Here is a 19,034-nt window from a genome sequence, read left to right as displayed (position 1 = left end):
CAACCACGCGACGGCCGAACAAGTGAACCTGAAACCCCGCCAACCCCTTCTGACCAGCTGATCAGCACCTCCCGCACACCGGGGGAAGCTCAGGTTCCAAGAACCGTGACCACCTGGTGCCAACAAGCGTGTCCCATCGACGAGAAACCGCCAGGTCGCCCGGCCCCACTGGTTCCAGCTCTCGTGTCCCGGCTCGGAGCTGCCTTCGGCTCGTGGCTGTGAGCTGACCGTTGACTGCTGCGGGGCCGGGGGCCACGGGGGTTGCAACGAGCGTCGGTGCGCTCGATGACATGGAGTGGCCCTGCCCCGGCGCGTCTGCTGCCCTGGTCGCGGAGTACGCCGGCCACAAGGTGGCCGCGCCAGGTCTCACAACCTGGAGAAACCCTCGGCCTCCTGGCCGGCAAGCGTGTCCGGTCACAATGTGCACCAGGGGACTGCTGACGCGAGGGGGCGGGGATGGAAGCGGTACTGGAGTGGGGCGCTCGGCTCGGGCCGGCTCAGGTGGCGGGTGGGGCGCTGCTGGTCAACCTCCTCCTGTTCCTCGTCGCCGTGGGCGCCGGCGGGTGGTTGGTGCGCCGGTTCGGGGAATGTCGGGTGGCGCCGGTGCCGGGGCCCGTCACGCCCGCCGAACGGGTGCTGATCGCGGTCACCGTGCTCCTCAACTCCGTTGTCACTACGGCCGGATGGCTGCTCTGGCGGGCCGGGTGGATCCGGCTGAGCCCGCTGACCGGGCCGCGAGCGGTCGTCGAACTGGTGCTCCTCACCCTCGTGATGGACGCGCTGATGTACGCGGGGCACTGGATCGCCCACCGGCGCCGCGTCTACCCGATGGTGCACGAGGTGCACCATCGCTGTCCGGACCCCCGGCCTGCCACGCTCTTCGTGATGCACCCGCTGGAGGTGCTGGGCTTCGGCGGGGCCTGGCTGGCGGTGCTCTGCGTGCGGGGCGTCTCGATCGCGGCCGTCGGGGGGTTCGTTGTGGTCAACCTGGTGTTCGGCCTGCTCGGGCACCTTGGGGTGGAGCCGGTCCCGGCGCGGGTGCGACGCTGGAGGGTCTTCCACTGGGTGGCGCTGCCGATGTTCCATGTCGGCCACCACGCCGACCCGTCCGTCAACCTGGGCTTCTACACCACCGGCTGGGACCGGCTGTTCGGCACCGTCGACCCCGGCTACGACCGGATCCGGGCGGCGCAAGGGTACGAAAGCATTGCTGGGCGTGCTCACGGCAGTAGCCCTCGGTGTCGGTGCCCTCGCCGGTGCGACCGCCGCCACCGTCGCGCCCGCCCGGCAGGTCACCGCCCGGACCGTCACCATCCAGGCCGTCAACAAGCTCGGCCTCAACACCACTGAAGCAAAGAGCGTGCAGTGCTACGTCCGCGCCGCCGGATGTCCGGGGGAGGGGAGGCGGGCCCCGGTCGGCCCAGGCGCTCAACCGCGGTCGTCCCGCGGCGGTTCGAGCGTCGGGACCGCGCCGCCCTCGGCGTAGTCGACGTGGACGCCCGCGAGGCCCCGGGACCAGGCGGTGGTGATCGGGGTGAGCCGGGCCCGGGTCAGTGGGGTGGGGCCGAGGCCGATGGCGAAGTGGGTGCGGCCGTCGCGGCCGCGGTAGGGGTGGGGCCAGGCGTGGAGGCGGGTGGCGCCGGCTTCCTCCAGCGCGGTGAGAAGGGCCCGGAGGCGGCCGCGGACGGCGCCGAGTGACTCCTCGTCGGTGGTGACCACGGCCCAGGCGGCGTGGCGGCGGTGCAGCGGGGGCGGGGAGAGCAGGGCGGGCCAGGGGTCGGGGCTCTCGGTGCTGAGCTCCCAGGCGCGGTAGAGCTCCTCGGCGATCAGGTCGCGGGCGTCGGCGCCGACCTGGCCGGTGCAGCTGCGGACGGGGGCGGAGGGGGTGAGGACGGTCAGGGGAGCGGCGGCCCGATCCGTGGAGTCGCCCGTCAGACTGACGGGTCGGCGCCAGTCCCAGCAGGCCCAGGTCTCGGCGAAGCTCTGGAACAGGGTGGCTTCGGCGGTGTCGTCCGCGTCCAGGACGGTCCGCGCGGCCAGCACCGACCAGGCCAGCGACGGTAGGTGGCCGAACGGCGCGGAGTCCAGGCCGCGCGCCCGCGCCCAGGTCTTGACCTCCCTGGCCAGTCGCACGAAACGCCCGTGCCGCTCACCGACCGCCGTCAGGATCGCCTCGGCGTCCGTGACCGCGCTCAGCGCGGCCGCGGCCGCCTCGCCCAACTCGGCACGCCGGGCGACGGCTTGGGACGGTTCGAGCTCGCCGGTGAACACCACGACCAGGTCGACCGTCAGCCCGCCCGCCTCCAGCCGCAGCCCGGGCACCCGGGCGCCGCGCACCTCGCGCACCCGGCCCGCCTCCGGCAGTGCGGCCGCCACCCGGGCACGGACGCCCTCCAGATCGGCCGGGCCGGGCAGGGCCGCCACCAGGTCCAGGTCGCCCCCGTCCAGCTGGCAGCCCAGCCGCCGCGAGCCGACGGTGTGGACCACGCCCTCGGGCAGTGCCGCAGCGATCCGTGCGGCCAACTCGGCGGCGACAGCCGTACGTTCAGCGGGCTCGGGCCGCAGCGTAACCACCGGCTCCGCCGGCGGGACCCACACCTCGCCCGTCCCCAGCTCGACCACCGCACGCACCCGCATCGGCTCGTCGCCCCGCCGGGAGAGCACCACCAGCTCGCCCACCCGCGCCGAGTCCCCGCCGAGCCGGGCCGCGCAGTCGGCGGCCACCCGCTGCGGGTCCGCGCTGCGCCCGAGGGTCAGGTGCGGGGTGTAGCCCCCGGCGCGGCCCCGGCAGCGGGGGAAGCGCCGTTCGAGGGCGTGCCGCAGCGCCGCCCAGGGCTCGGGCAAGGCGGCGGCCGGGTCCAGCCAGACGGTGGCGTCCTCGCGGTGGCCGAAGGTGTGGACGCCGTCCAGACGGGCGGCGAAGGGGGAGACCTCGGCGGCGGCCGCGCCGAGCAGCGGCAGGGCTCGGTCGAACTCGGCCTCCGGGACGAAGCCGAACAGCAGATTGACGTGCGGCGGCCAGCGGCGCTGCTGCGGGTCGTACGCGGTGCGCAGGCGCTGGATCGGCGGCCACAGCTCCTCGGGCGGCAGCCAGGCGACGGCGGTGCGCGCAGTCGGCGCGGCGTCGAGCGCCGCCGGGGAGGAGCCGCCGCCGAGGGCGAGGTCCACGGCCACGCCGTAGTGGTCGGAGGGGTGGAGCCCGCCGGCGGTCGGGCGGTCGCCGAGCAGGGCGGCCCCCGTCGCCCGGGCGTGCTCGCAGCGGTGCAGCACGCGGTCGAGGCGTGCGGCTCGGCCGGTGAGCGTGGAGACGGCGGCGAGCGGGTTGGCGCCAGGGTCGAAGGTGGGGGTGTCGTCGGCCGGACCGCGCACCTCGGTCCAGGCGTCCCGCAGCCCGAGCGCGGCGGCCGGGCCCGCCGGGCCGGAGCGGCCGTCGTTGAAGTCCCCGAGCAGCAGCAGCTCGCCCACGACTGCGCCCAAGCCCTCGGCCAGCGTGGCGAGTTCGCTCTGTCGGCGGGCCGGGCCGTCCGGTGAGTGGTCGCTGCTCAGGTGGACGGCGGCGACGGTGAGCGGTGCGTCGGCGGTCCGGACGGTGACGGCGATGACGGCCTTGTGCGGGCCGAGCTGGTGCCGCCCGGCCTCCAGTACGGGGAGCCGGCTGAGCAGCAGCAGCCCGTGGTCGGCCACGTCCGGGCCGTACGGGTCGGCGCCCAGGGTGTAGCCGTCCCGGACCCAGGGAGCGGCCAACAGCAGGTTGACCAGGGCCGGTTCGACCTCCTGCAGGGCGATGACGTCGGCGTCGGCGGCCTCCAGCGCGGCGAGCAGGAGCGGTCGGCGGCGGGCGGTGTCGATCCGGTCGGCGTCGTAGCGGTCCCACAGGGTGTTCCAGGTGACCACGCGCAGGCTGTCCGCGGCCGCCGTTCCGGCGTCGATGCCGGGCTGCCAGCCGCCCTCCGGCCGCCAGGCGTGCGGGGCGGTGGCGGTGAAGAAGGGCGCGGGCAGGCGGCGCGGGTCGGTGCGGCGCCCGGCCTCGGTGGTGTCCAGGAGGTCCGTGCCGGTGGCGCGGTCCCACACCCGCACGCCGTCGGCCTCGACCCAGTGCACCCGGTGCCAGGGGATCTCGCCGGAGGCGGCGAAGGCCTCCAGCGGGACGCGCTCGGTGCGGTCGTCGCGCTGGCGCACGCCCAGGGTGAACCGGGCCGGGTCGAAGCGGGCGTCCCAGCGGATGCGCTGGCAGACCTGTTCGATGGGGCGCATCAGTCCTCCACGGGGTCGAGCGAGTCGAGTGAGTCGAGTGAGTCGAGCGTGCCCGCCGTGTCCTCCACGGTGCCACCCGGGCCGACGTACCAGGTGCGCTGGGCCTGGCCGGGGTAGGGCGGGCTGTAGCGGTGCAGCTGGGCGGTGAGCACCTCGGGCGGCACCGGGTGCGGGCGCACGGCGTTGCGGCGCAGCAGCTCCTCCTCGCCGACCAGCAGCACCACCTGGGTGACCAGAGCGTCCCGGCGCCGGGCGACGGCGTGGACGTGGGAGCGCTGGTGGCGGTTGAGGGAGGTGGCGTCCCAGACCACGGTGGCGGCCGGGTCGGCGAGCGCGGCGTCCAGTCGGTCCAGGCCCTCGCGCAGCACCTCGGGGTTGTCGCGCTGGTCGGCGCGCGAGCCGCGGGCGGCGCGCAGGTCGTCCAGGCTGATCCGGGTGGCGGCTCCGGGCAGCGCGGCGGCGAAGGTGCTCTTGCCGCTGCCGGCCGGGCCGCTCAGGTGGACCAGGCGGGGGAAGCGGCCGTCGCGCCAGCGCCAGGCGACGGCGACGGCCTCCTCCACGGTGGAGATCCGGCCGAGCGCGTAGGCCTCGCGGGCCTGCGCCCAGCAGCGGTCGGCGGCGTCGCGGTCGAGGTCGGGCAGCGCCTCGCGCAGACCGGTGCGCAGCCTGCCGAGCGGGTCCGGGCCGAGCAGCCCGGCGTCCTCGGCGTGCAGGGCGGACCAGGCGACCTGTTCGCGCTCGGTCCGGCCGGGGGCGGCGGCCGCGGCGACCGCGTGCAGCACGCCGAGGTCGGCGGCGCAGGAGAGCCGGACCAGCCCGGCGCGGCGGTCCTCGTCCGGGTACGGCTGGTGCAGCCCGGGATGCAGCCCGACCAGGTCGGCGACCCGCCGGGCCAGCGGCAGGCCGAGCCGCCCGGCCAGCCGCGGCGCGAGCTGCTCCCGGCGGGCGGCGCGCAGCGCGATGGCGAGCACACCGGCCAGCCGGGTGTCCCCGGTCCGGCCGAGTTCGTCCAGTCGGGCGGAGACCTCGGCCAACTCATCGGCCTTGCAGGTCAGTTCGGGCATTCCCAAGGCCTCGGCCAGCAGCGGGAGTTCGGGCAGCTGGCCGGAACGCACCGCCCAGAGCGCGGCGTTCGGGCCGAGCCCGTTCTCCACCACGGCGGCGTGCATCCAGTGGGTGTCGGTGCGCACGTGCTGCGGGCGGACCCACTTGGCGATCCGCTCGCCGAACTCGGCGCGGGGGAAGCCCTTGACCGTCCGGACCACGTACCCCTCCTGCCGGTCGAGGTCCAACCGCAGTGCGCGCAGCGCCCGTTCGTCGTAGCGGCCGCGCCACAGCACCCGGGGTACGGGGATGCCGAGGCGGCGCAGGAAGCGGACGGTGTCGTCCCAGTCCAGGCAGTGGTCCCGTTCGGTCCAGACCGAGAAGCCGTAGAACCAGCTGTCCAGGTCGGTGTACGGGATGGAGTGCCGGGCGAACAGGTTCTCCCCGCAGATCCGCCAGCCCTTCGGGAGCCGGGCGCCGATCCGGCTCTGCAGGCCTTTGGCCCAGGCCCGGGAGGGGTGGTGCGCGGAGTCCAGCGAGCGGGCGTGCAGGCCGTCGGGGTAGAGCGTGGTGTTCTCGCCGTCGAGCTTCTCGGTGACGACGACCTCCGCGCCGGCCAGCGCGGAGAGGTCCCCGGTCCGTACGTCGTCCGCCGCTGCCCCCGGTGACCAGGGGAGATGCGGCGTCCGAGGGTAGTGCACTCGCATGTCCGGCTCCCTGAACGTCCTTGATCCGGCGGACACTGTAGGAGCGCGCGGGAGGGCCGGGCCACCGATTAACCGAGCCGGCGCGGGTTCAGTCGATGCGGTGCTCGCGCCAGAAGGGCGTCAGGTCGACGGAGGTCGCGGCCTGGGCGGCGGCCTTGAAGTCGGCGGCGGTCGAGACGCCGTACCAGTGGGCGCGGGCGTAGCCGCGCAGCAGGGCGGACATCGGCTCCGGCCCGATCAGGCGGCGCAGTTCGTGCAGGGCGCAGGAGCCGTGGTCGTAGATGACCGCCTCGTAGCGGTCTGGGTGGGCGTCCCAGTAGCTCATCGGGTTGGTGAGGCGTTCGTCCGCGGACTGCCAGGGCGTGGTGGCGGTGCAGCCCTCGCCGGTGTTGCCGAGGGCGAGGTCCATGGCGTACTCGGTGAAGGACTCGTCCAGCCAGGGCGCGCGGTACTGGTCGTCGCCGACGATGCCGTACCACCACTGGTGCGCCAGTTCGTGGATGACGGCGGCGGGTCTGATCCGGTCGAGGACGAAGGCCGGGTACTCCATGCCGGCGAACGCGAAGCCGTTGTCGAGCACCAGGGCCAGATCACCGTACGGATAGGCGCCGTAGCGGGCGGAGTGGGCGTCGATGGTCCGCAGGGACAGGTCGAGCATCGCGCGGGCGTCCTCCGCCTTGATGTCGGCGGCCGAGTAGACGGCGATCCGGACGCCGTCGGCGGATCGGCCCGCGATCCGGCTGAACGGCCCTGCCGCCCAGGCGAATTCGCGCACCTGGTGGGCGCCCACCCGGGTGACCGTGCGGCCCGGCTCGCCGGGGGTGTCCAGGGCGCTGCCGGTGGCGGGGACCAGCAGCTCGGTGGGGTGGTCGAGGGTGACGGCGAAGTCGGAGGCGAGGCCGTAGAAGGACTCGCCGAGGTCGGTGTACGGGTCGAGGTGCCAGCCCGCCTCGTCCCGGACGGCGAGGACGGGCAGGGCGTTGCCGAGGAAGCTGAAGGCGCCGTCGCGGCCGAAGCGGTCGACGCCGTTCGGGACGTCGATGGAGAGGTCGAACTCGACACTCCCGGAAACGCCTTGGGGCAGCGGGCGGGGCAGGGGCACGCGCAGCGCGGTGCAGGCGACCTCGGCGGAGCCGTTGAGGCCAGACACCCGCACCGGCGGGGCCGCGCAGCTGCCGTGGAAGTTGTCCCAGAGCCGAAGGTACACCTCGCGCAGCGGGTCGGGCGAGGTGTTGTTGAAGGTGATCCGCTCGTGGCCCTGCCAGTGCGCGCCGGTGGCGTCGCTGCGCAGCTGGACGGAGTAGACGGGCGTGCCAGGAGTGCGCGTCGGGTCGAAGGGCGCGCGGCCGGGCGGCCCGGCGGCCACCAACAGGAGCACGGCGAGGACGGAGAACAGGGGGAGGGGGCGTCGCACGCCGTGGACTCCTGTCGGCGGTAGGGGCTGTCACGTGGGTCTCATGGGTCTTGGTGGTGGGCCCGTGGGCATCGAGGCACCCACCACGTGGACGTACCCCGAGGCGTTGTGCGAGGCCCGCCGGGCGGACACCGCGTCGCCGACACCGACCTTGAGAACGGCCTCGACCACGCCGGGGACACGCAGCGGCTCCGCCGTCGGGGTGATCCGACGGACCGTGCCGGAGCCCGGCGGCGGCAGTACCAGGTCTCCCGCGCAGCGCCACCGCCGGTAGCGAAGGACCGGACGGATGCCCCGGTAGACGTCCGAGTGCGGCCCACTGGAGCTCGGGCGGCGGGGGTTGCCAGACGCTGGTATCGGTGGCGTCGGCCGGGTCGGCGGCTCACCTCAACGGGCAGCCGGCAGCGGGCACACGGCAGTTGGCGTAGGTCAGTGGGCGTAGGTCAGTGGGCGTGCAACGGCGGGACTCATCGGCGGGCGGGGGTGGCGGCCCCCAGGACTTCGACCAGGGCGTCGGCGACCTGCTCCGCGCCGCCCGTGCCGACCGCCGTGGTCAGCGCCGTCCAGTCGGTGCCGGGCTCACCGGCCAGGTGTTTCAGCTTCTCGACCAGGCTCTCCCGTACGGCCGTTGCCGTCCGCCGGCGGTCGAGGTCGGCGGCGCGGGCGATCCCGCCGTAGATGAGGTCGAGGGCCTTCTCCTCGCCGTGGGCGCGCAGCGCGAGCGCCTCCTGCTCGGCGAAGACCGTGCTGGGCCAGGGCGTTCGGACGTCGGTGCCGAGCGCCTGGCTGTGGAAGCGGCCGCTGAAGACCTGGCTCAGGTTCTGTGGCGGCAGACAGAGCGTCGGCGTCCCGAGCCGCCCCGCCTCCAGAAGCGTGGTCAGCCCGGGGGAGGTGAGCAGCACGTCGCATTCGGCGAGGCGGTGCAGGAAGTCCTCGTGGGGGAGGGCACCCACGGTGGTGACGGCCGGGTGCACGCAGGAGTCGATGAGCTGCGCGGCCAACCAGGCGGGGAGGTTCCCCGCGACGTGCACCTCGGTGACCCCGCTCGCGGTCAGCGCCTCCAGGGCGGCGGGCAGCACGATGCGCGGATAGCTGGCCCAGTTGGCGAGTCGGGGAGCACGCAGACCGCCGAGGCTGATCAGAGCGCGGCGGGGGTGCCGCGTCGGCGCGGGATCGCGGGTGACGCCGCCGCCGGCGATCACCGCGTCCACCCAGCGGAGCCGGCGTGCGTCCGCCAGCACCCCGGCGGCCTCCGAGGGCAGCTCCACGCACCGCTGGGCGCAGTACACCTCGGTGTCCAGCGGGAGGTCGGGCCGGTCACCCTTCGTCCGGAGGAAGGGCAGGCTGTCCACGAACACCACCGGCACACCGTGGGCGCGCAATGCCTCCGCGAGCCCCCCGTCCAGCACCACCAGCGCCGCCCGCACGCGCTGCGCCCGGACGATCCGCCCGAGCTCCTCGCCCGACCCACCCTCCGGCAGGTCGAACCAGCGCTGCACCGGCTGCGCGGCCAGCACCGGCCGCCCGAGCCCGGACGCCAGCCCGATGAATCTGAGCTTTCCTCCGCCCCGGTCGCGCAGGGCGGACAGTACCGCGCTCAACTTCCCCGAACTGCCCCACCCGAACTCCACCCCGGCCACGGCTACGGTCCGGACGTCCGTCGCTGCCCTCATCCGTTCCCCGCCTCCCTCCCGAACAACTCCGGCGGCACGGCAACCGCGCCCCCACGTACCGGATTTCCTTCGCTCCGTATTCGTACCAGGCCGATCAGGCGGGGCGGTTTGACTACCTGCGGAAAATCGGAGGCTAACCACCCCACCAGGTGAAGCCGCCGATCGGGGAGTTGACGATGGGCGGTCAGATCATCGGTGCGACACGCGTGCAGGAACGTGCCTGCACCCCGTCAAGGCCCCAGCACGGTGCAATGGCCCCACCGCCGAGCCCGCACACCACAGGAGGCGCCGCCCGATGGAGCCGCCGGCCACCGACACCACTCCACTCCGAGTCCTCGACGTCTCGGGCACCGACTACCGCCGGGCCTTCGAACTCTTCCTCGTCGGTACGGACGAGAAGCCCCGCACCCACGCCCGGCTGAGCGAGATCGCGTCCGCCCTCCCGCGCCGCCGCGTCCTGCTCGACCTGGGCGCCGGCGACGGCCGCACCACCGCCCACCTGGCCGGGTACTTCGACCGTGTGATCGCCGTCGAGCCCAGCGCCGCCATGCGCGAGAAGCTCCGCACCACCTGCCCCGAGGCCCTCGTCCTCCCGGAGCCGCTCGACCGGGCCCAACCGCCCGAGCCGGCCGACCTGGTGCACCTCTCCCACGTCCTCTACTACGTCCCGGAACCCGACTGGCTCCCCATCGCCACCCGGGCGCTGAACTGGACGGCCCCCGGCGGCGCCCTCCTGATCGTCCTGCAGAACCCCGACAGCCCCTGCATGCGGATGGCCGCCCACTTCACCGGTGTCCGCTACGACCTGCGCCCCCTCCGTGACCGCCTCCGCGCCCAACACCCGTCCCACGGCTACGCCCTGGAAACCCTCGCCCTCCACTACCGCACGCCCACCCTCGCCGAAGCCGTCGACGTCGCCGAGTTCATGGTCAACGTCGCCGACCTCGCCACCCTCGACCCCCGCCCCACCCGAGCCGCCCTCACCGCTTACGTCCGCGAGCACTTCTCCCAGCCCGACGGCACGTACGCCATCGGTCACACCCAGGACATGCTCACCGTCCGCCGCGCCCCGGCCTGACCCGCCGGCCCCCGCAGCCGGAGCGACACGACGTCGACCTCGACCGGCTGCTCGGTCGTCAGGTCGCAGGCCGCGGGGAAGAAGAGCACCTCGCCTTCCAGGGCGATGCGTTGGCGTCGGGGCCACTCGCCGGCGCACCCCGACCGGGAACCCCTGGCCCCGACCCGGTGGTGCGGGTCAGCCGAAGATCGCCGTGGGGTCGCCGGTGAACCAGGTGTTGTCGATGCGCAGTCGCCGGATGACCCAGCGATCGCCGTCGCGGACCAGCTCGACGTCGTAGGGGTTCTTCAGCAGCGCGTGCTCGGCGGGGTCGGCGATGAGCAGGTGCTGGGCCTCGACCAGGGCGGTGAGGCGTGCGGTGTCGCCGTCGATCGTGATCCTGGGGTTGGTGACCTGGTGGGTGGTGTCGACCCGGCCGGTGAACATGCCCAGGATGGTGTCGACGATGGTGTCCCGCCCGGACATCAGTGGCGGCTCGGCGCCCCACTTCGCGGCGGCCGGGCGGAAGTCCAGTTCGGCGTCGGCGGCGAAGGCCGAGGCGAAGAGTTGCTTGTCCTTGAGGTCCTGGCCGAGGCCGAAGCGGTAGAGCGCGTCGGTGATCTCCGCCCGGTCGCGGAGCTCCGCGACGACCGCGGCGGTGTCGTGGGCGGGGGCGGTCAGGGCGCGGTCGCGGGTGACGTACATGATGGACTCTCCTCGGCACGGTGGGTCGGACGGTGTTCCAGCACCTCCGATCCTGCTGCCAGGCGCCAGGGGCATCAACGCGCGTCTGTGTCACGATCGTTAAGCCCCGGTTAACGATGGAGCGGGAGGAAGGGGCGGGATGCTGGAGCGGCATGAGCTGGAGGCGTTCCTCACCCTCGCCGAGGAGTTGCACTTCGGGCGCACCGCCGAGCGGCTGCGCGTCTCCACGGCCAGGGTCAGTCAGACGATCGCCAAACTGGAGCGCAGGGTCGGCGTGCCGCTGTTCCACCGCACCAGCCGCCGGGTGGAGTTGTCGCCGGTGGGGCGGGACCTGTACGAGGAACTCCGGCCCGCGTGGTCCCGGATCACCGCCGCGGTCGCGCGCGCGGTCGACGCCGGGCGGGGCCTGACCGGGGTGCTGCGGGTCGCCTTCCACGGGCCCGCGGCGGGCCAGTTGCTGGTCGGGGTCGCGCAGCGCTTCCGTGAGCGCCACCCCGACTGCGACGTCCGGATCCGCGAGGCCCGGCCGCCGGACGTCCTGCCGTGGCTGCGCGACGGTGAGGTGGATCTGGCGCTGACCTGCCATCCGGTGTCGGCGGACGAGGTCGACACGGGGCCGGTCCTGGTGCGCGAGGCCCGCATGCTCGCCGTGCCGGCCGGGCACCCGTTCGCCCGCCGCGAGGCCCTCTCCATGGCGGACCTGGCCCGCGCGACCGTCCTGCGGATCCCGGAGAGGCTCCCGGACTCCGGCCGGGCACCGGCGGGCCGGCACGTCTCCGGCGGCCCGACGGCCATGACGTCCAACGAGGCGCTCACGCTCGTGGGCGCGGGCGAGGGCGTCTTCGTCGTGGGGGCCCATGCCAGGAGGTACTTCGCCCGCCCCGACGTCGTCTACGTGCGGATCGCAGACGCGGCGCCGGTCGAATGGGGCCTGGTGTGGCCCGCGGGCGGCGCCACCGCCCGCGTACGCGCCTTCGGTGACGCCGCCCTCGACGTGGTGCGGGGGGTGTGACCGGCCGAGCCGCACCGCCTCGACGGTCCGTCACCACTCTCGTAGTAATGCGCTTGCATCGCTTCCCGGAATGGGATGTGATGCAAGTGCATCGAAACGACGGGCGGTCGATGTCGGCCGCCGCTGCCATGGCGTGGCACGACCCGTCATGGCGCAGTGAGGGAAAGGGGGCAGGGCGGCCCGCGCACCACCAAGGGGCGGCGGGCGGCCCGGCGAGCGATGGACACGAAACTGTGGAAGCTGAACGCCACCGAGTTGGGCGCGGCCGTCGCCCGTGGCGAGATCTCGGCGACCGAGGTGGTCGAGAGCCACCTGGAGCGCATCGCAGCGGTGAACCCGGTCGTGAACGCCGTCACCCAGCTGATGGCGGACAGCGCCCGCGAGGCCGCGCGCGAAACCGACCGGCGCCGCGCGGCGGGGGAGGAGCTCGGCCCGCTGGCCGGCGTGCCGTTCACCGTCAAGGAGAACATCCACGTGGCGGGGTGGGCGACCACGCACGGCGTGCCGAGATTCCGCGATCACGTGGCCGAGACCGACTCCCCACCGGTGCGCCGGCTGCGCGCCGCAGGAGCGATCCCGATCGGCCACTCCAACATGCCCGACCTGGCGATGTCCTCGGACCCCGCGAGCCGGCTCTTCGGCCGGACGTACAACCCCTGGGACCGGTCGAAGACCCCGGGCGGTACCAGCTCCGGCGACGGGGTGGCGGTGGCCGTCGGGATGGCGGCGCTCGGCCTGGGCAACGACTCGGGCGGCTCGGTCCGCCTGCCCGCCGCCTTCAACGGAGTGGCCGGACTGAAGCCGAGCCACGGCCGCTTCGCCGCCGACCACCGCATCCTGGGCCAGGAGCCGATGCTGGCCTCCCAGCTCATCCCCGTCGACGGCCCGATCGCCCGCTCGGTCGCCGACCTGCGCGTGGCCTACGAGGCGCTGGCGGGCGCGGACCCGCAGGACCCCAGGGCGGTCCCGGTACCCGCGTACGGGCCCCGCCCCACCGGTCCGCTCAAGGTCGGCATCGTGGCCGATCCGTCCGGAACCGGCGTCCACCCCGAGATCCGTGCCGCCGTCGACGAGGCGGCCGCCGCACTGGAGCGGGCGGGCTACGCCGTGGAGGAGGTGCGGATCCCCAAGCTGTTCGAATCCCTGGAGTGCTACGGCAAGCTCATCATGACCGAGTTCGGCGTGAAGTGGTCCCGGACCAGGGAACTGCTCACCGAGAAGGGCGCCCAGCACATCGACCTGTTCATGGAGCGCACCCCGCACGCCGACCTCGCCGAGTTCCTCCGACAGACCGGTGTCCGGCTCGGCCTCCAACGGGACTGGGCCGAGCTCCTGGAGACCCATCCGCTGCTCCTCGGGCCCACCTGCCCACAGCCCGTCCCCGGGTTCGACCTGCTCCCCGACGACACCGACACCGAGGCCCACGCCCGGATGATGCTGCCGGGAGCCCTGTGCACCGTGACCTCGCTGGTCGGCGTGCCCGCGGTGAGCGTGCCCACCGGGCTCGCGGAGGGTCTGCCGCAGGGCCTCCAGGTCATCGGGCGGATGTACCGCGAGGACTTGTGTCTGGAGGCCGCCGAGGTGATCGAGCGCCACTTCGGCGTGCTCGCACCCATCGACCCGCGCTCGTAACCCGAGCGAGCGCGCGCCGGTGTCCGGCCCTGGCGACGGGGCAGGGCCGGACACCGGCGGATCCGGTGACGGGCTTTTCGGTGACGGGCTGTCGAACCATCGGACTGTCGGACTGTCGGGCTGTCGGGCTGTCGGACTACGGGCCTTCGGGCGACGGGGTGCGGCGACCCGGCGCAGGCCCGGGGATGTCGGCGGCGTCCCGGGCGTCCGGGCGCCGCACCGGCGCCTCCGCCACGGGGATGCGCGGCAGCGCGTACGGGTGGTTGTCGCGGAGGTGGCCGATGAGGTGCTCGCGCAGCCGGCAGCGGAGTTCGAACGCGTCGTCGGCGTTCGCCGCCGTCGCCAGCGCCCGGACGACGATGGTGGTGGGGGTGGTGTCGACCACCTGGAGGGCGCTGCCCTGGCCGTCCCACAGGTCGCTCTTGGCCAGGAAGTCGTCGAACTCCTCCCGCAGCAGCCCGACCGGGGCGTGGTGGTCGAGGTGGAGCAGCGCCGTGCCGGTGATCCGGCTGGAGCGTCGGGACCAGTTCTCGAACGGGTGGCCGACGAAGTAGGACATCGGCATCACCAACCGCCGCTGGTCCCAGGTCGCGATCACCACCGCCGTCAGGGTGATCTCCTCCACCGTCCCCCACTCACCGGCCACCACGACGACGTCGCCGATCCGGGCCAGGTCGCCGAAGGCCATCTGCACCCCGGCGAAGACGTTGGCCAGCGTGCTCTGCGCCGCCACGCCCGCCGCCACACCGACCAGCCCGGCGGAGGCCAGCAGGCTGGTGCCGACCCCGCGGACCACCGGGAAGGTCATCAGGACCGCACCCAAGGTCGCGACGGCCACGACCGCCTGGCAGATCCGGCCGAGCACACTGGCCTGGGTCCGGGCCCGCCCGGCCCACGCCGCATCGCGGCGGTGCACGGCGAGCCTGAGTGCGCTGTCCACGAGGAGCGCCACCAGACGGGCGCACAGCCACCCGCCGGAGGCGATCGAGAGGATCACGAAGAGGTGCCGCAGCCCCTCGCGGGCGGCCGGCGGCGCGTTGATCCACGGCTGCGCGGCGGAGAGCAGCAGGCACGCCGTCAGCGCCAGGACCGGGCGGCGACACCTGCGCACCATGACCGGTACGCCGCTGCCGCTCCCGGGGGCGGCCAGCCGCCGCGCCACCACCTGCACCATCCGGTCGAGGCCGTAGGTCAAGAGGGCGGCCGCGACGCCGACGACGGCGAGGCGGAGCAGACTCCACCACATGTCCCGCGCTCCTTTCTGCTTCCGGCGGGGAGGGCTCGGCCCGGGAGGGCGGATGCTGCTGACGGCGGCTCAGTCGGGTGGTTCGGTCGGGCGGGGGTGGCCCGGCCGCGGCGCGGGTGGGTCGGGGTCCGGCCGGACGGGGGCGGGTGCCGGAGGCGGATCCGCCGGAGGCACGGGGGAGCCGGGTGGCGGCGGCGGGTCGGGCACCACGGGTGGGCCGGGTGGCCGGGTCGGCTTCGGCGGCACCGGGGGCTCCGGAAGCGGCGGTGGCGGCGGGAGGCCGGGCTGGGCGGGGGCGGTGGCCATGGGCGAGGGCTCCTCCCGATGGGATGTGATGCGGTGAGGCCGGTCCGATCCGGTGCGGCCCAGCGGGTCGTATCCGCTCGGCTGCCCCGGATGCCGCGGTTCATGCGCCCGCCGCGACGGCGTCCGCCCGAGCCGACCGTTCGCACAATCTTCACGCCGGGACCGGACATGGATCCGGTCCCGGCGGGTACCCGGGGACGGACCGTACGCCGAGGGGAAAGGACCGACATGGCCACGACCAGTGACGAACTCCTCCACCGGGCGACAGCCCAGGGTCAGGACGAGGACTCGACGGTCGACGCGTCCGTCGCCCCGAGCGCCGTCGTCCCGGAGCTGGCCGGCTTCGAGAACCCGCGGGAGGTCGCGCCCGCCGATGCGCGCGAGCTGACCAGGGTGCTGCTGGCCCGGCTGTCGACCCTGGAGGAGGGCACCCGCGAGTACTCGTACGTGCGGGCCACGCTCATCGAGCTCAATCTGTCCCTGGTGCGGTTCGCGGTCCGCCGGGTGGGCAACCGGCGGGAGCCCCAGGAGGATCTGATACAGGTCGGCTCGCTCGGCCTGATCAAGGCGATCGACCGCTTCGACCCCGGCCACGGCGCGGAGTTCACCACCTTCGCCCTGCCGACCATCCTCGGCGAGATCCGCCGGCACTTCCGCGACACCACCTGGGCGGTGCACGTGCCGCGACGCCTGCAGGAACTGCGCATCACCCTCGCCAAGGCGCGCGACGTGCTGTTCCAGCGGCTGGGCCGCTCGCCGACCGTGTCCGAGCTCGCCGCGCACCTCGAGTTGTCGGAGGAGGAGGTGATCGAGGGGCTCGCCGCCGCCAACGGCCGCACCGCCGGCTCCCTGGACACCTCCGCCGCCGAGGGCGAGGAGGAGCCGAGCCCGCTCGCCCAGCGCCTCGGCGAGGAGGACGCGCGGTTCGCGACGGTGGAGAACCTGATCGTCCTCAAGCCCCTCATCGCCGCCCTGCCGGAACGCGACCGGCTCATCCTGTCCATGCGCTTCGGCGAGGAGCTCACCCAGTCCCAGATCGGTGCCCGCCTCGGGCTGTCCCAGATGCACGTCTCCCGTCTCCTCACCCGCACGCTGAAGCACCTGCGCGCGGACCTCACCGCCACCTGAGCCGCCCTCACGGCACCAGGAGCACACGCGACGCCGCGCACGCCGACCACGGCCTGGCCGTACCCCGGTCGGCGTGCGTAGGCTCGTGGAGGACCCCCGTGGAGGGAACACGACGACGATGCCAGCCGAGAAGACGATGCCCGCAGAGAACGAGCCCGCGACCGTGCCGCCGACCACCGTCCCCTCCGAACCCTCCCGGCCGGGTGCCCGCTCCGGGCCCGACCTGGCCGTGCGCAGCTGGCACACCGACACCCTGGCGGCCGTCTGCGCGCTGGCCGGCGACCTCGACATCGAGACCCTGGACCCCGCCAGGAGCACGCTCGACGACTTGGTGGAGCGGCATCCGCCACTGCTGGTCGTCGACCTCGGGCACGTCGACTTCTGCGACTCCTCCGGCCTGAACCTGCTGTTGCGGACGCGGATGGCGGCCGCGGCCGCGGACGTGGAGTTCCGCCTGTCGGCGCCCTCCGTCGCGGTGCGGCGGCTGCTGGAACTGACCTGCACGGACACCGTGTTCTCGCTCCATCCGTCCCTGGAGGACGCGCTCGCCGCACCGCTCTGACCACTCCCGCCGGCCGGAGGCACGCATAATCCGGCAGCGGTCGGGAAACCGAGCAGACGTAGCGGAACACAGCGCCGAAACCGAAGGGGAACCCGCACATGACGACCAGCCGGGCCACCCTCGACGGCGACCGGCCGGGCGCCGGCCCCACGCTGCCGCCCGGCGGCCAGCGCCGGCGTCTGCACCTGGCCGGGCTGCCGAAGCCGGTCGCCCGCGCCCGGGCGTACACCGCGCAGGCCGTCGCCGACTGGTCGTGGCCGACGGGCGCCTCCGGGACCGAGGACGACGTCGTGCTCCTCGTCGCCGAACTCGTCGCCAACGCCATGCTGCACGCTGGCGGCCCCGTGGACCTCGTCCTCGACGCCTCCGAGACCCGCCTGCGGATCGAGGTCAGCGACCGGTCGACGGCCCTGCCCGAACCGCGCCGCCCGCACCGCCCGGGCCTGCCCGGCGGGCACGGACTCTTCATCGTCCAGCAGGCCGCCGCCCGCTGGGGCGCCCTGCCGCACGGCGACGGCAAGACGGTCTGGGCCGAGCTCGACGCCCTGCCCCCACACCCGGGCGGCTGACCGGCCACCCGGCCCTCGGCACCGGCGCCCTCGTCCCGCCCTTCGCCAAGCGCCTCGATTCGTCCTCCGCGCCGACCGTCCACATCGTGATGCTCTCGGCACCGGGACCCGTCGGGGCGCCCGCGCGCGGAGCTCCGCGCGTGGTCGCGGGCCCGGGCGAGGCGTAGCGTCGGCAGTGGTCGCGGGCGGGTCACCCCCTCATGCAGGAGCGCCGACATGCCAGGTACCGGGACACCTCCAACCGGCCCCCCGCCGGGTCCACCGCCCGGTCCGCCACCCGGCCCCCCGCCGGGGCCGCCACCGGGCCCCCCGCCGGGGCCGCCACCGGGCCTCCCGCCGGGGCCGCCACCGGGCCTCCCGCCGGGCCCGCCGTCCGCGGCGTCCGTCCTGACCGGTCACACGGCGGCGGTGACCTGCCTCGCCCTCTCCCGCGACGGCCGTCTGCTCCTGTCCGGCAGCGAGGACCACACGCTCAGACTGTGGGACCTCCAAGCCGGGACAGAGCTACGGCGCTGGGTCGCCCATGAGGACGGGGTGCAGTGCGCGGCCCTCTCCCCGGACGGCCGGCTGGCGGTGTCCGGCGGCGTCTGGGGACCGGCCGTCCTGTGGGACACCGACACCGGCGCCGAACTGCGCCGCTTCCACGGACAGGAACAGGGCTGCCTGGCCGCGGTCTTCTCCCCGGAGGGCCGGCTGGTGGCGACCGGCTGCGGGGACCACACCGTACGCTGCTGGGACCCGGCGACCGGGCAGGAGCTGCGGCGCCTCGCGGGGCACACCGCGGACGTCACCGCCGTCGCCTTCTCCCCGGACCGCCGACAGCTGCTGTCCGGCTCAGCCCAGTACGAGCTCGGCGCCGACCAGGTGCGGCTGTGGGACCTGGACGCGGGCATGGAGCTGGGCCGGTTCGGTGAGGGGCTGTTCGCGGTCACCGCCGTCGGGTTTGTCGTCCGGGGCGGCCTCGCGGTCGCGACCACCATGGACAACCTGCTGCACGTGTGGGACCCGGTCACCGGTGCCGAGACGGGCCACTTCGAGGTCGGCGCGGGCAACCTGCGTTGCCTGGCGGTGTCCCCGGACGGCTGCCGAGTGCTGACCGGCAGCGGCACCGACTACTACGACGCCGACCTGCTCGCCGTCCTCGGTGTCGACAACCGGGTCCGGCTGGTCGACCCGGCGAACGGCCGGGAGCTGGCCCGGTACGAGGGGCACACCGGAAACGTCAACGGAGTGGCCTTCACCGCGGACGGCCGGCGCGCGGTCTCGGCGAGCGCGGACCGCACGATCCGCCACTGGGAGGTGTAGCTCTCGGTCACCGGTTGCCCTCGGTCACCCGCCGGTGGAATCGTGGCAGGAGAAGGTCGGATCGGAACCCGCGATGGCCGAACGGGCACGAGGACAGCAGCGCACCTCGACCGTGGGCAGCCCAGTGATCCGGGCCTCCGCCGGGCCCGGTGGGCGAGGTGTCGGAGCCCTGTGCGCGCTTCTCGGCCTCCTCCCGGTCGCCCCCGTCCTGGCCCGGGCGTACGGCCTGGCGCCGTTCGCCGTCCGGTTCTGGTCGGTGACCGCGCCGAGCCCGGCGCTGCTCGCCGCCGTCGGCGTGGCGACCGATCGTCGCCCTTCGCCTCCGGGGCAACGCCGTGCTGCGGGTGCGCACCTCCGCCCAGCCGTACGCGGGCGGGTTCGTCATCGTGGACCGGACGGAGGGCTGAGATGACCACCGCA

The 19,034-nt window shown here is 74.4% G+C and carries 15 protein-coding genes; 8 read left to right on the top strand and 7 right to left on the bottom strand.

Going from position 1 to position 19,034, the window contains the following annotated elements; translation table 11 throughout:
* The first annotated feature begins 456 nt into the window (after positions 1-456).
* Complete coding sequence (locus tag ACGF12_RS35695; RefSeq protein ID WP_393039819.1) at positions 457-1,350, top strand: sterol desaturase family protein; 894 nt, start codon at positions 457-459, stop codon at positions 1,348-1,350.
* 78 nt (positions 1,351-1,428) lie between these two features.
* On the opposite strand, the gene ACGF12_RS35690 is transcribed toward ACGF12_RS35695, so the two are convergent.
* The 5 genes from ACGF12_RS35690 to ACGF12_RS35670 form a co-directional block, all read right to left on the bottom strand.
* Entirely contained in the window at positions 1,429-4,254 is a 2,826-nt protein-coding gene (locus ACGF12_RS35690; RefSeq protein ID WP_393039816.1) for a poly(A) polymerase, read from the bottom strand.
* Positions 4,254-6,005, bottom strand: coding sequence for an RNA ligase family protein (locus tag ACGF12_RS35685; RefSeq protein WP_393039813.1), 1,752 nt, complete (start codon positions 6,003-6,005; stop codon positions 4,254-4,256). The genes ACGF12_RS35690 and ACGF12_RS35685 overlap by 1 nt, the downstream gene beginning before the upstream one ends.
* A gap of 88 nt (positions 6,006-6,093) precedes the next feature.
* Complete coding sequence (locus ACGF12_RS35680) at positions 6,094-7,419, bottom strand: M1 family metallopeptidase (protein ID WP_393039810.1); 1,326 nt, start codon at positions 7,417-7,419, stop codon at positions 6,094-6,096.
* A gap of 30 nt (positions 7,420-7,449) precedes the next feature.
* Positions 7,450-7,659, bottom strand: coding sequence for a hypothetical protein (locus tag ACGF12_RS35675; protein ID WP_393039821.1), 210 nt, complete (start codon positions 7,657-7,659; stop codon positions 7,450-7,452).
* Positions 7,660-7,886: 227 nt separating this feature from the next.
* Positions 7,887-9,092: a hydroxymethylcytosylglucuronate/cytosylglucuronate synthase gene (locus ACGF12_RS35670; RefSeq protein ID WP_393039807.1), complete on the bottom strand. Its 1,206-nt coding sequence runs from the start codon at positions 9,090-9,092 to the stop codon at positions 7,887-7,889.
* 295 nt (positions 9,093-9,387) lie between these two features.
* Here ACGF12_RS35670 and ACGF12_RS35665 point away from each other — a divergent pair, with 295 nt between their 5' ends.
* A complete protein-coding gene (locus ACGF12_RS35665; protein WP_393039804.1) occupies positions 9,388-10,170 on the top strand; it encodes a class I SAM-dependent methyltransferase in 783 nt (260 codons plus the stop codon).
* A gap of 177 nt (positions 10,171-10,347) precedes the next feature.
* On the opposite strand, the gene ACGF12_RS35660 is transcribed toward ACGF12_RS35665, so the two are convergent.
* Positions 10,348-10,854: a nuclear transport factor 2 family protein gene (locus tag ACGF12_RS35660; RefSeq protein ID WP_393039801.1), complete on the bottom strand. Its 507-nt coding sequence runs from the start codon at positions 10,852-10,854 to the stop codon at positions 10,348-10,350.
* Positions 10,855-10,993: 139 nt separating this feature from the next.
* Between ACGF12_RS35660 and ACGF12_RS35655 the strand changes: the two genes are divergently transcribed.
* Positions 10,994-11,866: a LysR family transcriptional regulator gene (locus ACGF12_RS35655; RefSeq protein ID WP_393039798.1), complete on the top strand. Its 873-nt coding sequence runs from the start codon at positions 10,994-10,996 to the stop codon at positions 11,864-11,866.
* Between the two features lie 219 nt (positions 11,867-12,085).
* On the top strand, positions 12,086-13,498 hold the full coding sequence (locus ACGF12_RS35650; RefSeq protein ID WP_393039795.1) for an amidase: 1,413 nt from the start codon (positions 12,086-12,088) through the stop codon (positions 13,496-13,498).
* A 136-nt stretch (positions 13,499-13,634) separates the two neighbouring features.
* On the opposite strand, the gene ACGF12_RS35645 is transcribed toward ACGF12_RS35650, so the two are convergent.
* Positions 13,635-14,744: a mechanosensitive ion channel family protein gene (locus ACGF12_RS35645; protein ID WP_393039792.1), complete on the bottom strand. Its 1,110-nt coding sequence runs from the start codon at positions 14,742-14,744 to the stop codon at positions 13,635-13,637.
* A 534-nt stretch (positions 14,745-15,278) separates the two neighbouring features.
* Between ACGF12_RS35645 and ACGF12_RS35640 the strand changes: the two genes are divergently transcribed.
* The 4 genes from ACGF12_RS35640 (at position 15,279) to ACGF12_RS35625 (ending at position 18,614) form a co-directional block, all read left to right on the top strand.
* Positions 15,279-16,178 (top strand): SigB/SigF/SigG family RNA polymerase sigma factor, encoded by a 900-nt coding sequence (locus tag ACGF12_RS35640; RefSeq protein ID WP_393039789.1) that lies wholly within the window; start codon positions 15,279-15,281, stop codon positions 16,176-16,178.
* Positions 16,179-16,296: 118 nt separating this feature from the next.
* The gene (locus ACGF12_RS35635; RefSeq protein WP_393039786.1) at positions 16,297-16,740 is read left to right on the top strand and encodes an STAS domain-containing protein; all 444 of its coding nucleotides are present in this window, start codon (positions 16,297-16,299) and stop codon (positions 16,738-16,740) included.
* Positions 16,741-16,838: 98 nt separating this feature from the next.
* Complete coding sequence (locus tag ACGF12_RS35630) at positions 16,839-17,309, top strand: ATP-binding protein (RefSeq protein ID WP_393039783.1); 471 nt, start codon at positions 16,839-16,841, stop codon at positions 17,307-17,309.
* A 216-nt stretch (positions 17,310-17,525) separates the two neighbouring features.
* The gene (locus ACGF12_RS35625) at positions 17,526-18,614 is read left to right on the top strand and encodes a WD40 repeat domain-containing protein (protein WP_393039780.1); all 1,089 of its coding nucleotides are present in this window, start codon (positions 17,526-17,528) and stop codon (positions 18,612-18,614) included.
* Positions 18,615-19,034: the final 420 nt, after the last annotated feature.

Source organism: Kitasatospora sp. NPDC048296 (assembly GCF_043201815.1).
Lineage (GTDB): Bacteria > Actinomycetota > Actinomycetes > Streptomycetales > Streptomycetaceae > Kitasatospora.
The sequence above is the reverse complement of the archived record's forward strand: the minus strand, read 5'-3'. Positions and strand labels throughout refer to the sequence as shown.

Excerpts from the sequence above, each read along its gene's own strand:
- ACGF12_RS35695 (WP_393039819.1), top strand. The coding sequence starts at position 457 with ATGGAAGCGGTACTGGAGTGGGGCGCTCGGCTCGGGCCGGCTCAGGTG.
- ACGF12_RS35690 (WP_393039816.1), bottom strand. The coding sequence starts at position 4,254 with ATGCGCCCCATCGAACAGGTCTGCCAGCGCATCCGCTGGGACGCCCGC.
- ACGF12_RS35685 (WP_393039813.1), bottom strand. The coding sequence starts at position 6,005 with ATGCGAGTGCACTACCCTCGGACGCCGCATCTCCCCTGGTCACCGGGG.
- ACGF12_RS35670 (WP_393039807.1), bottom strand. The coding sequence starts at position 9,092 with ATGAGGGCAGCGACGGACGTCCGGACCGTAGCCGTGGCCGGGGTGGAG.
- ACGF12_RS35665 (WP_393039804.1), top strand. The coding sequence starts at position 9,388 with ATGGAGCCGCCGGCCACCGACACCACTCCACTCCGAGTCCTCGACGTC.
- ACGF12_RS35660 (WP_393039801.1), bottom strand. The coding sequence starts at position 10,854 with ATGTACGTCACCCGCGACCGCGCCCTGACCGCCCCCGCCCACGACACC.
- ACGF12_RS35655 (WP_393039798.1), top strand. The coding sequence starts at position 10,994 with ATGCTGGAGCGGCATGAGCTGGAGGCGTTCCTCACCCTCGCCGAGGAG.
- ACGF12_RS35650 (WP_393039795.1), top strand. The coding sequence starts at position 12,086 with ATGGACACGAAACTGTGGAAGCTGAACGCCACCGAGTTGGGCGCGGCC.
- ACGF12_RS35645 (WP_393039792.1), bottom strand. The coding sequence starts at position 14,744 with ATGTGGTGGAGTCTGCTCCGCCTCGCCGTCGTCGGCGTCGCGGCCGCC.
- ACGF12_RS35640 (WP_393039789.1), top strand. The coding sequence starts at position 15,279 with ATGGCCACGACCAGTGACGAACTCCTCCACCGGGCGACAGCCCAGGGT.
- ACGF12_RS35635 (WP_393039786.1), top strand. The coding sequence starts at position 16,297 with ATGCCAGCCGAGAAGACGATGCCCGCAGAGAACGAGCCCGCGACCGTG.
- ACGF12_RS35630 (WP_393039783.1), top strand. The coding sequence starts at position 16,839 with ATGACGACCAGCCGGGCCACCCTCGACGGCGACCGGCCGGGCGCCGGC.
- ACGF12_RS35625 (WP_393039780.1), top strand. The coding sequence starts at position 17,526 with ATGCCAGGTACCGGGACACCTCCAACCGGCCCCCCGCCGGGTCCACCG.